The sequence below is a fragment of the Nocardia asiatica NBRC 100129 genome, from assembly GCF_000308415.1.
GTDB classification, from domain to species: domain Bacteria; phylum Actinomycetota; class Actinomycetes; order Mycobacteriales; family Mycobacteriaceae; genus Nocardia; species Nocardia asiatica.
The window spans coordinates 1-10810 of sequence record NZ_BAFS01000172.1 but is presented as its reverse complement, the minus strand read 5'-3'; the positions used below and the strand labels follow the sequence as shown (position 1 = coordinate 10810).

Genomic DNA, 10810 nt, shown 5'->3' with positions numbered 1-10810 from the left:
CCTCGGCGCCGGCGTCCAGCAACGGTTCCAGTCGCGTGCGCGCCGGGCGATCGGTGCGCTGCACGGACTCGGCGAAGAACGGTCGAACTCCGCGACCCGAACCGGTTGGTCGGTGGGGGGCAGGGTGCACGAGTCCGGCACCGAGTCTTCGGAGAGGGCGTCAGCATCGCATGACGCCCACGGTAAGCCTGTACTTGGGTACAGCATGCAACCCAACCAGCGAATTCTGCGACACAAGACCCTTGCGCCAAGTCGTCGTCCAGCGCGGTCCGCTGCCCATGCGTAGCTAGGGCGTCCGCACTGTCGAGAGTGGCGGGTTGCAGCGAGCCTGCTAGCGCTTTGGGCGAGGCGGCCGGACATCGGCCACCGCCAGCCGCGGGCTGAGGCGCGGAATCTCCGCGCGAACTGCTACGTACGGCAGGGAGGGAGGGAAGGTTCCGACTCTGCATCGACGATCGTCTGCGGGCGGCGGGTTTCGGCGCACCGACGCGGCCGGTTCAGTGCGGACCGGTGGCTGCGATGCGCATGGGCACCTGGTTGCTGGGGGTGGTGACGCCGTCACCACTTCGCTGGTGACGCCGTCATCACCGCGGCAGTCGAAACTGCTCTGACCTGCGGTGTTGACGCCGTCACCAACATTCCGTCACGTTCGGTGCTGAAACGCACCGACGTGTTGTGAACCTGCAGGTGAGAAGCAGGTCAGGTGTCATCGACAGGTCGCTGACCAGGGGTTTTCCGGGCGGCCGGGCGGAGGGATCGACACCCCGCCCGGACCGCATAGGAGTTCTACCAGCTTCTGCCTGGTGAATCGGGGATTTCCGGTGGTCTCACTAGAATGAGGCGACCGTACTCGTCCGCTTCCGGGAGCCAGCCGTGACCATCCAGCCCGTTCGCCTGTTCGGCGATCCCATTCTGCGTGCCCGCGCCGCGGAGGTCACCGCGTTCGACCGCGATCTGCGGCAACTGGTGACCGACCTGACCGAGACCATGCACGACGACGGCGGGGTCGGGATGGCGGCGCCGCAGATCGGGGTCGGACTGCGGGTGTTCGTCTACGACACCGGTGACGCCGCGGGGCATCTGGTGAACCCGCGGTGGGAGGTCCTCGGCGACGAGGAACAGGTCGGTCCGGAAGGGTGCCTGTCCATTCCCGGGGTGCGCTACGACACGCGCAGGGCGCTGCGGGTGCGGGCCTCGGGTGTGGACGCCGATGGCGCGCCGGTCTCGTTCGAGGCGGAGGGCTTGCTGGCGCGGTGCGTACAACACGAGACCGATCATCTCGACGGTGTGCTGTTCATCGATCGTCTGGACCCGGCCCAGCGCAAGGAGGCGATGCGGGTGATTCGCGAATCCGATTGGTTTGCCGCGGGAATCACCGTGCGCCCGGCGCGCTCGATGAGCGGCGTCGGCCGGCCCAACCCGTTCGGGGTGGGCCGCTGATGCGCGTCGTCTTCGCGGGGACCCCGGAACCGGCGGTTCCGTCGCTGCGGCGTCTGCTGGAATCGGCGCGGCACGACGTGATCGCCGTGGTGACCCGGCCGGACGCGGTGGCCGGTCGCGGCCGGAAAGTGACCAGGTCGCCGGTCGGTCAGCTGGCCGACGAGCACGGCATCCCGGTGCTCACCCCGCGGCGGCCGTCGGAGCCGGAATTCGTCGCGCAGCTCAGCGAGTTGGCGCCGGACTGCTGCCCGGTCGTCGCCTACGGCGCGCTGCTGCCCCAGCAGTTGCTCGACATCCCGCGTTTCGGCTGGATCAACCTGCATTTCTCGCTCCTGCCCGCCTGGCGTGGCGCGGCGCCGGTGCAGGCGGCGATCGATGCCGGTGACGAGATCACCGGCGCTTCGACCTTCCAGATCGAGGCCGGGCTGGACACGGGCCCGGTCTTCGGCATGGTCACCGAGAAGATCGCGGTCACCGACACCGCGGGCGCCCTTTTGCAGCGGTTGGCCGACAGCGGTTCCCGTCTGCTGGAAGCGACGCTCGACGGGGTGGAGGACGGGACGCTGCAGGCGGTCCCGCAGTCGACGGACGGCGTCTCGTACGCGCCCAAGGTCGGCGTCGAGGCCGGGCACGTGCGCTGGGATCAACCGGCGCTGGCCATCAGCAGGCGGATTCGCGCCGTCACGCCGGCTCCGGGAGCGTGGACGGAGGTCGGCGGCACCCGGCTGAAACTCGGACCGGTCGAGCTGGTCGAGGAGGAGTTGCCGGAGCGCGTGATCGAGGTCCGCAAGTCCGGCGTCTTCGTCGGCACCGCCACCACCGCCGTTCGGCTCGAACAGGTTCAGCCGCAAGGCAAGCGCATGATGCCCGCGCTCGACTGGGCTCGCGGCGCCCGCCTGCAGCCCGGCGCGGTGGTCGAATGACGCCGCGTGGCGACCGGCCCGGCGACGAGGGCGCACGCGACCGGCGGCGCGGAGAGCGCTCGGCCGCGCCGCATCGTTCCGGCGATTCCGGCCGGGCTCGTGCGCAGGGCGGCCCGCGGCGGGACCGCGACGGTGCGGGTCGGCCACGGGCGTCCGATCAGCGCACCGGCAGCGGGCGAGCCGAGGGGGACGACCGCGAGGAACGGCGCCGCTCGACAGGACAACGCGCGGGGACGGGCCGAGCGGACCGTTCCTCTGCTGGGCGCTCGGCTTCCAGTTCCAAAGCCACCGCACGTCAGGGGGCCGAGGTCGGGCGATCGCATCGTCGCGCGCCCGCCGATCCGCCGCGTTCCGTCGCGAGGGACGTGCTGCGTGCGGTCCGGGAGCGCGACGCCTACGCCAACCTCGTGCTGCCCGCACTGCTGCGCGAGCGGGGATTGTCGGGGCGCGACGCCGCATTGGCCACCGAACTCGCCTACGGCGCGTGCCGGTCGCTCGGCCTGCTCGACGCGGTGATCGCCGAAGGCGCGGGCCGGTCGATCGAGGAGATCGACGGTCCGTTGCTGGACGTGCTCCGGCTCGGGGTCTACCAGTTGCTGCGCACCAGGATCGGCGCGCACGCCGCCGTGGACACCTCCGTGGCGCTGACGCGCGCCGAAGCCGGCGCGGGCAAGGCCGGTTTCGTCAACGCCGTGCTCCGGCGGGCGGGGGAGAAGACCCCTGAACAGTGGGTCGAGGCGCTCGCACCCGCCGACCCTGTCGGGCGGCTGGCGTTCGAGTACGCGCATCCGGTGTGGATCGCGCAGGCGTTCGCCGACGCGCTGGGAGCGCGAGCGGCGGAGCTGGGCGCGGTGCTCGCCGCCGACGACGCGCGCCCGCTGGTGCACCTGGTGGCCCGGCCGGGCGACATCACCGCGGAGGAACTCGCGCTGGTGACCGGCGGTGAGGAAGGGCGCTGGTCGCCGTACGCGGTCTACCTCGACGGCGGCGACCCGGGCAAGCTCGAGCCGGTGCGCGAGGGCATGGCGGCCGTCCAGGACGAAGGCAGTCAGCTGGTGGCGCTGGCGCTGACCAGGGCGGAGCTCCACGGCCCGGACGGCGGCCGCTGGCTCGATCTGTGCGCGGGACCGGGTGGCAAGGCCGCGCTGCTCGGGGCGATCGCCTCGATCGACGGCTTCCGTGTGGACGCGGTCGAGCCCGCCGCGCATCGCGCCGAGCTGGTGCGCAAGGCCGTGCGCGACCTGCCGGTCGACGTGCACGTCGCCGACGGTCGCGCCAGCGGACTGACTCCGGGGTACGACCGCATCCTGGTGGACGCTCCGTGCACCGGGCTCGGCGCGCTGCGCCGCAGGCCCGAGGCGCGCTGGCGGCGCACCCCGGCCGACGTGCGGGAACTGGTCGTCCTGCAACGCGAATTGCTCACCGCCGCGTGGGATCTGCTGCGCCCGGGTGGGGTCGTGGTGTACTCGACCTGCTCGCCGCACCTGCCGGAGACCGTGTCGATCGTCGCCGACGCCGCGCGCCGCCTGGGCGCCGAGCAACTCGACACCCGCGAGCTGCTACCCGGTGTCACCGACGTCGGTGACGGCCCAGGGGCGCAGCTGTGGCCGCACCGGCACGGCACCGACGCCATGTTCCTGGCCGCGCTGCGCAAGCCGCGCTGAGCGGCATTCCATTCGTCCAAGCCGTGCGGCGCGTGGTGCCGCACACTCGGCACATGACGATGACCTGGCAGGACGTGGTGGCAATGGCGACCGAACTTCCGGAGGTGGCGGAATCGACCTGGTGGCGCAGCCCGGCGCTGAAGGTCGGCGGGAAGGGATTCGCCCGGCTGCGCAGCGAGGCCGAAGGCGGTCTCGTCCTGGCCTGCGACCTCGCCGAGAAGGAGGCGCTGCTCGCCTCCGGCGATCCGGCCTTCTACACCACGCCGCATTACGACGGCTACGCCTACATCCTGATCGACCTGGATCGCGTCGCGCCCGGCCACCTGCGGGAACTGCTCGACGACGCGTGGTGGATCACCGCCCCGGCGAAGGTGCGCAAGCTGCGAGAGCGCGAGGCCCGCTGAGTCCGCTCACTCCCGGCTGGACTGTTCGCGCAGCCGGGCAAGGGTTTTCGCGAGGATGCGCGAGACGTGCATCTGCGAGATGCCCATCTGCTGCGCGATCTGGGTCTGGGTCATCGATTCGAAGAACCGCATGGTGAGGATGCGCCGTTCCCGCTCGGGCAACCCGTCCAGTAGCGGCCGGATCGCCACGTACTCCTCGACGCGGTCGAACTGGGACTCCTCCTCGCCGAGGGTGTCCAGCAGCGAGGCGTCGGTGTCCCGGCCGAGGGTGGCCGCGTCGATCGAGCTCGGCTGGTAGGCGTTGCCCGCGATGACCGCCTGGGTCACCTCGTCCGGGTCGACGTCCAGCTCCGCGGCGATCTCCTTCGCCGTCGGCGAGCGGCCGAGGGTCTGGGAGAGGCTGTCGATCGCCGCCCCGATGCGTAGGTGAGTCTCCTTGACCCGGCGCGGCACCCGCATCGCCCACGTGTGGTCGCGGAAGTATCTGCGGACCTCGCCCATGATGGTCGGCACCGCGAACGACAGGAAGTTCGAGCCTCGTTCCACGTCGAAACGATCCACCGCGTGCACCAGGCCGACCCGCGCCACCTGCGTCAGGTCGTCGAACGGCTCACCGCGCCCACTGAACTTTCGGGCGATGTGGTCGGCGAGCGGAATGCAGCGGCTGATCAGCTCGGCGCGCAACGCGGTGTGCCGCGCCGTCCCGGGCTCGCTGCCCGCCAGTTGCTCGAAGAGCAATCCGACGTCGTCGTAGCCGGGGACCGCGCCCGCCGCTTCCAGGGTTTCGCTGTCGTCGGCGGCGTCCTCCGCGGTCAAGGTGTCGGAGTCCTCGTCGCGCTGTGCGTCGAACACGGTGTCTTCGTCCGCCACTACGCCTTCCCCCGGACCCGACGAAACTGGACCGTCGTCGGGTATCCGGAGATCGCCGCGTCGAACGAATCCTGTGTCGCCTCCACCGCGTCGGTGAGTGTGCGCAGCACGTGCCAGCCGAAGCTGCGCTGGTCGGGCAGCCCGGGCTTCTCCGCGATGCCCTCGACCCGGACGAGCAGTTCGGTGTCACCGACGGTGAACCGGCAGTTCAGGCTCGTTTCCGGGGCGGCGACCGCGATCAGCGTCGAGCAGACCTCGTCGACGGCCAGCCGGATGTCGGCCACCTCGTCCAGCGTGAATTCGCTGAGTAGGACGAGAGTTTCGGCGAGCCCACGCACGATGGGCAGTTGAGTCACCGATGCCGCCACCCGAATCTCCACCGGGGTGCTGTAGAGCCCCTGTTCCGCCGATATATTGATCACCCTATGCAGGCTACCCACTCCTGCCCTGGACAATCCTGGGTACCGTTAGACTCCGGCGTTGTGTCCAACCCGACTTACCCGCGTCCGGCCGTTCCGATGATCGCCCCGTCCATCCTCTCCGCCGACTTCGCGCACCTCGCGCGGGAGGCGGGCGCCGTAGCAGGCGCGGACTGGCTGCACGTGGACGTGATGGACGCGCACTTCGTGCCCAACCTCACAATCGGGCTTCCCGTGGTCGAGAGTTTGCTGAAGGCGACCGAGATCCCGCTGGACTGCCATCTGATGATCGAGGATCCGGGCCGCTGGGCGCCGCCGTACGCCGAGGCGGGCGCGCACAATGTGACCTTCCACGCGGAGGCGACGGACGATCCGATCGCGGTCGCGCGCGATATCCGCGCCGCGGGCGGCAAGGCGGGGCTCTCGGTGAAGCCCGGTACGCCGATCGAGCCGTATCTGGAGATCCTGCGGGAATTCGACACTCTGCTGGTGATGAGCGTGGAACCGGGTTTCGGCGGGCAGTCGTTCATTCCCGAGGTGCTGGCGAAGGCGCGCATCGTGCGCAACCTCGTCGACTCCGGTGAGCTGCGGCTGCTGGTCGAGATCGACGGCGGCATCAACGCCGACACCATCGAGGCGGCCGCGGAGGCCGGCGTGGACTGCTTCGTCGCCGGATCCGCGGTCTACAGCACCGCTGATCCCGGGGCCACCGTGGAGAAGTTGCGCGGGCAGGCGGCCTCGGCGTGGGCGCGCTGAAAAGCGTTATCGGGACGGAGTTTTGCGCCCGGCGACCGCGCGGATCGTCTCCAGCACCGCGCTGAGCGCCGGGCGGCGGGCCCCGGCTTCCGGCGACCGGATCCAGACGCGGTATCCGGTGCGCTCGTCGTCCGGTGAGGGCAGCACCACTTGGCTGCCCGCGCAGGCCACCGCCGCGTACAGCCGGAACAACTCGGCGGAGACCGCCGGGCTGAACGCGTCGGGTCCGGCCGGGCCGGTGAGGAAAGTCCAGTGCCTGGCCCGCGGGTGGTCGACGACCGGCCCGGCTGTTCCCGCCTGGACCAGTCGGCGCAGCACCTGCTCGCCGAGTTCGGCGGGCATGGTGACCGCGCCGTAGTCGACGCCGATGTGCAGGAGAATGCGGTGTGAACCGGGATCCATCGATGCGGGCAACTGGAATTCGCGGCGATACCGTAGGCAGCGAACTTCCGGCGTCGAATCGAGAAAAGTGGTCACACCGCGCCTCCAACTGTGTCCGACCAGATTTGTCCCACTGTCGTCTCCGATTTTCTCGAGTAGTGAAGTCGCGTGGCTGTCTGCGCGGCCGTAGCCGTGCGTCCCAGGTAGAGCGGCACATCGAACAAACTCTGCTGAAATAGTTGAACACGAGAAGGCAGCCGCATAACGATATCGCTCTCCGTGTCGTGGATGCGCGAAAACTGCGTTATAACCGGGTTTCTTTCGGGTATCGGCAAAGAATCGGGACCATCCGGGATAATTGATTCACGCGGTACTCCTAAAGTTGTGGTAGGAATATTCGGCCCCGTATCGCCGCGAAAATCCGGCGCGCTCGGGCGTATATCGTTCCACTTTCGATGGGACCGGCCGGTTCCGGCCCGTTCTGCCCGCCGGGCGGTCTGCTTACAGCCCGGAGGGGTTCCGGCTCTGCGGGAAATGGGAACGCCGCTATCTCCCCTCACCGGGCGTCGTTAGGCTGAGGGCGCGGGAATAGCGGCCGGGCCGCGCGCTGTTCCGGAATCGGAAGACAACGACGCGACAGGGAGTCGAAGCACATGTTCACAGGCATCGTCGAGGAGCTCGGCGAGATCGTCGCCAGCGAGCGGCTGACCGACGCCGCGCGGTTGACGATCAAGGGCAAGCTGGTGACCTCCGATGCCGGACACGGTGATTCGATCGCCGTGAACGGGGTGTGCCTGACCGTCGTGGATGTGGTCGGCGGCGACTCGTTCACCGTCGACGTCATGGCCGAGACGCTCAACCGCTCCGGCATCGGCAAGCTGGACGTCGGTTCGAAGGTGAATCTCGAGCGTGCCGCGGCGCTGAACAGCAGACTCGGCGGCCACCTGGTTCAGGGCCACGTCGACGGCACCGGCACTGTCCTTTCGCGCACCCCGTCGGAGAACTGGGACGTGGTCCGGATCTCGCTGCCGGAGAATATCGCCCGTTACGTCGTGGAGAAGGGCTCGATCACCGTCGACGGCATCTCGCTCACCGTCTCCGGACTCGGCGTCTCCGACGAGCCCGGCGAGCCCGGCAGCCGGGACTGGTTCGAGGTCTCCCTCATCCCCACCACCCTGTCACTGACCAACCTCGGTTTCGCGACCGTCGGCACCACCGTCAACCTGGAAGTCGACGTGATCGCCAAGTACGTCGAACGCCTCCAGCAGCGCGGCTAGCCGTGACCGGCCCGCCCGTGCCGGACGAAGGTGCCTGGCGGGGACGCGTGCGAAGCGCTCACGGCCCCGCATGGACGGCGACCGCTCGGCGGAGGACACGCCCGGCCATCCACCCCGCCTGCCGCCACACATCGGCCTACGCGCCGGTTCCCCGCCGGTCGAGGTCGAGCGCGCGATGGTCACGAGCCGCCCCCATTCGCACCGGCTACCTTCGCGTCACCGTCGCCGCGGTCACCACCGGCCGTACCACCGCGCAGAGTGCCGCGAATCGGCGCATACAAAGGTCCTCCCACCTGCCACCGGCAGCCGCGAGTGGTCGCCCACCCGCCGAGCACCGAAAAGCGCCGAACATACGGTTCCGGCACGCACCACCCCACGCGCCCAGCACACCGCAACCACGTCTTTCGAGCGAAGCGAGACCGAGCATGCGCCGTTCGCGGCCCGGCTCGCGTCCGAGCGGCCGCCGCGTCCGCGACGCAGTCGCCAGCGGCGGTCGCTCGGACGCGAGCCACCAGGGGGCCGCGAACACGCAGCGCCGCAGGCGCTGCAAATTAGACACAGTACTGTGGTGAGGCACCTATTTCGAGATGGAGCACAGCAGACGTGACCAGGTTCGACAGCATCGAGCGCGCAGTCGCCGATATCGCCGCGGGTAAGGCGGTCGTCGTCGTCGACGACGAGGACCGCGAGAACGAGGGCGACCTCATCTTCGCGGCGGAGAAGGCCACCCCTGAGCTGGTCGCCTTCATGATCCGCTACACCTCCGGTTACATCTGTGTGCCGCTCACGGGTGACGATTGCGACCGGCTCGGCCTGCCGCCGATGTACGCGATGAATCAGGACAAGCACGGCACCGCGTACACCGTCTCGGTGGACGCGCGCGAGGGCGTCACGACCGGTATCTCCGGCGCCGACCGCGCCACCACCATGCGGCTGCTGGCCGACGCCGACGCGAAGGCCGACGATTTCACCCGTCCCGGCCACGTGGTGCCGTTGCGCGCCAAAGACGGTGGCGTGCTGCGCCGCCCTGGCCACACCGAGGCGGCCGTGGACCTGGCCCGGATGGCCGGGTTGCGGCCTGCGGGCGTGATCTGCGAGATCGTCAGTCAGAAGGACGAGGGCCACATGGCCCGCACCGAGGAGTTGCGCGTCTTCGCCGACGAGCACGAACTCGCGCTGATCTCGATCGCCGACATGATCGCGTGGCGGCGCAGGCACGAGAAGCACGTGGTGCGCGTCGCCGAGGCCCGCATCCCCACCGCGCACGGCGAGTTCATGGCGGTCGGCTATCAGAGCATCTACGACGAGGTGGAGCACGTCGCGCTGGTGCGCGGCGACATCAGCGACGGCGAGGACGTGCTGGTGCGCGTGCACTCGGAGTGCCTGACCGGCGACGTGTTCGGGTCGCTGCGCTGCGACTGCGGCCCACAGCTGGACGCGGCGCTGGAGATGGTGGCGGCCGAGGGGCGCGGCGTGGTGCTGTACATGCGCGGTCACGAGGGGCGCGGCATCGGCCTGATGCACAAGCTGCAGGCCTACCAGCTGCAGGATTCCGGTCACGACACGGTCGACGCGAATCTGGAGCTCGGACTGCCCGCCGATGCCCGCGATTACGGCACCGGCGCTCAGATCCTCGTGGATCTGGGTCTGCGGTCGATGCGCTTGCTCACCAACAACCCGGCCAAGCGGGTCGGCCTGGACGGCTACGGCCTGCGGATCACCGAGCGGGTGCCGATGCCGTTGCGGGCGAACGCGGAGAACCTGCACTACCTGCGCACCAAGCGGGACCGGATGGGGCACGACCTGATCGGGCTCGACGAGCTCGATCTCGGCGAGACGGCGCACTGAATTCCCTGACACACCGGAAAGGCGGACATCGATGAGCGGTACCGGGGTACCGACTTTCGCGCTGGCCGACGCCAAGGACCTCTCCTTGGGCATCGTCGCCTCGCGCTGGCACACCCAGATCTGCGACACCCTGGTGGCGAACGCCGAGCGGGTGGCCAAGGAGGCGGGCGTCCAGCAGGTCACCGTGGTGCGCTGCGCCGGCGCGATGGAGCTGCCGGTGGTGGCTCAGGAGCTGGCCAAGTCGCACGACGCGGTGGTGGCGCTCGGCGTGGTGATCCGCGGTGACACGCCGCACTTCGAGTACGTCTGCGACGCGGTGACCGCGGGGCTCACCCGGGTTTCGCTGGACGAGGGCACGCCGGTCGCGAACGGTGTGCTCACCACCAACACCGAGCGGCAGGCGCTGGATCGCGCCGGGCTGCCGGAATCACCCGAGAACAAGGGCGAGCAGGCGGCCGCGGCGGCGTTGGACGCCGCGCTGACGCTGCGCGCCCTGCGACAGTCCGCGTAGCGATGCCGGTCGTCCGTATCTTCCGCAGGAACGTGGGATCGGCCGCGACGGCAGGCGACGCCCCCGAGTGGGAGTTCGAAGTGCGGCCCCGGCGCGCCGTGCGGACGGCCTGGATCGTGGCGGTGCTGGTGGCGGCCGTGTTCATCGTCGGCGGTATCTGGTTGCGCAGCGGATCGACCGGCGTCAATTTCCGGGTGCTCGATCAGATCGCGATGATGGGGATCGGCGTGCTCGGCGGCGCCGCGGTGCTGTTGCTGACCAGGCCGCGCGTGCGAGCGGGTGCGCGGGGCGTGTCGGTGCGAAACATCTTGGGCGAC

The 10810-nt window shown here is 69.8% G+C and carries 11 protein-coding genes and 1 pseudogene; 9 read left to right on the top strand and 3 right to left on the bottom strand.

All coding sequences use genetic code 11. From position 1 onward, the window contains the following. The first annotated feature begins 873 nt into the window (after positions 1 to 873). Genes def through ON27_RS16305 form a run of 4 tightly spaced genes read left to right on the top strand, consistent with a single transcriptional unit; the run spans position 874 to position 4431 of the window. Entirely contained in the window at positions 874 to 1440 is a 567-nt protein-coding gene (gene def, locus ON27_RS16320; protein WP_043727228.1) for a peptide deformylase, read from the top strand. Continuing rightward, positions 1440 to 2363: a methionyl-tRNA formyltransferase gene (gene fmt, locus ON27_RS16315; protein WP_043727225.1), complete on the top strand. Its 924-nt coding sequence runs from the start codon at positions 1440 to 1442 to the stop codon at positions 2361 to 2363. Before def ends, fmt begins: the two co-directional genes overlap by 1 nt. Next, positions 2360 to 4027 carry an RsmB/NOP family class I SAM-dependent RNA methyltransferase gene (locus ON27_RS16310; RefSeq protein WP_083887620.1) on the top strand — a complete coding sequence of 556 codons (1668 nt, stop codon included), beginning with the start codon at positions 2360 to 2362 and terminating at the stop codon, positions 4025 to 4027. The genes fmt and ON27_RS16310 overlap by 4 nt, the downstream gene beginning before the upstream one ends. A gap of 53 nt (positions 4028 to 4080) precedes the next feature. Beyond that, positions 4081 to 4431, top strand: a complete 351-nt coding sequence (locus ON27_RS16305; protein WP_043727240.1) for an MmcQ/YjbR family DNA-binding protein — start codon at positions 4081 to 4083, stop codon at positions 4429 to 4431. A 6-nt stretch (positions 4432 to 4437) separates the two neighbouring features. Here the strand turns inward: ON27_RS16305 and ON27_RS16300 are convergent, their stop codons facing one another. Further along, positions 4438 to 5301 carry an RNA polymerase sigma factor SigF gene (locus ON27_RS16300; protein ID WP_083887619.1) on the bottom strand — a complete coding sequence of 288 codons (864 nt, stop codon included), beginning with the start codon at positions 5299 to 5301 and terminating at the stop codon, positions 4438 to 4440. Then, on the bottom strand, positions 5301 to 5723 hold the full coding sequence (locus ON27_RS16295) for an ATP-binding protein (protein ID WP_043727217.1): 423 nt from the start codon (positions 5721 to 5723) through the stop codon (positions 5301 to 5303). The genes ON27_RS16300 and ON27_RS16295 overlap by 1 nt, the downstream gene beginning before the upstream one ends. A gap of 96 nt (positions 5724 to 5819) precedes the next feature. On the opposite strand from ON27_RS16295, the gene rpe reads away from it, so the two are divergent. Further along, on the top strand, positions 5820 to 6476 hold the full coding sequence (rpe, locus tag ON27_RS16290; protein ID WP_043727212.1) for a ribulose-phosphate 3-epimerase: 657 nt from the start codon (positions 5820 to 5822) through the stop codon (positions 6474 to 6476). Between the two features lie 6 nt (positions 6477 to 6482). On the opposite strand, the gene ON27_RS16285 is transcribed toward rpe, so the two are convergent. Continuing rightward, positions 6483 to 6953: a hypothetical protein gene (locus tag ON27_RS16285; protein WP_043727209.1), complete on the bottom strand. Its 471-nt coding sequence runs from the start codon at positions 6951 to 6953 to the stop codon at positions 6483 to 6485. Between the two features lie 557 nt (positions 6954 to 7510). Between ON27_RS16285 and ON27_RS16280 the strand changes: the two genes are divergently transcribed. The 4 genes and pseudogenes from ON27_RS16280 to ON27_RS16265 form a co-directional block, all read left to right on the top strand. Further along, positions 7511 to 8134, top strand: coding sequence for a riboflavin synthase (locus tag ON27_RS16280; protein ID WP_043727204.1), 624 nt, complete (start codon positions 7511 to 7513; stop codon positions 8132 to 8134). 603 nt (positions 8135 to 8737) lie between these two features. Then, positions 8738 to 9982: a bifunctional 3,4-dihydroxy-2-butanone-4-phosphate synthase/GTP cyclohydrolase II gene (locus tag ON27_RS16275; RefSeq protein WP_043693736.1), complete on the top strand. Its 1245-nt coding sequence runs from the start codon at positions 8738 to 8740 to the stop codon at positions 9980 to 9982. Positions 9983 to 10013: 31 nt separating this feature from the next. Continuing rightward, positions 10014 to 10493 (top strand): 6,7-dimethyl-8-ribityllumazine synthase, encoded by a 480-nt coding sequence (ribH, locus tag ON27_RS16270; protein WP_043727199.1) that lies wholly within the window; start codon positions 10014 to 10016, stop codon positions 10491 to 10493. A 2-nt stretch (positions 10494 to 10495) separates the two neighbouring features. Further along, positions 10496 to 10810 (top strand): annotated as a pseudogene (locus ON27_RS16265) (PH domain-containing protein); the annotation flags it as partial.

What these genes read in the sequence shown, in the direction of transcription:
- fmt (WP_043727225.1), top strand. Translation starts at nt 1,440, where the DNA reads ATGCGCGTCGTCTTCGCGGGGACCCCGGAACCGGCGGTTCCGTCGCTG.
- ON27_RS16310 (WP_083887620.1), top strand. Translation starts at nt 2,360, where the DNA reads ATGACGCCGCGTGGCGACCGGCCCGGCGACGAGGGCGCACGCGACCGG.
- ON27_RS16305 (WP_043727240.1), top strand. Translation starts at nt 4,081, where the DNA reads ATGACGATGACCTGGCAGGACGTGGTGGCAATGGCGACCGAACTTCCG.
- rpe (WP_043727212.1), top strand. Translation starts at nt 5,820, where the DNA reads ATGATCGCCCCGTCCATCCTCTCCGCCGACTTCGCGCACCTCGCGCGG.
- ON27_RS16280 (WP_043727204.1), top strand. Translation starts at nt 7,511, where the DNA reads ATGTTCACAGGCATCGTCGAGGAGCTCGGCGAGATCGTCGCCAGCGAG.
- ribH (WP_043727199.1), top strand. Translation starts at nt 10,014, where the DNA reads ATGAGCGGTACCGGGGTACCGACTTTCGCGCTGGCCGACGCCAAGGAC.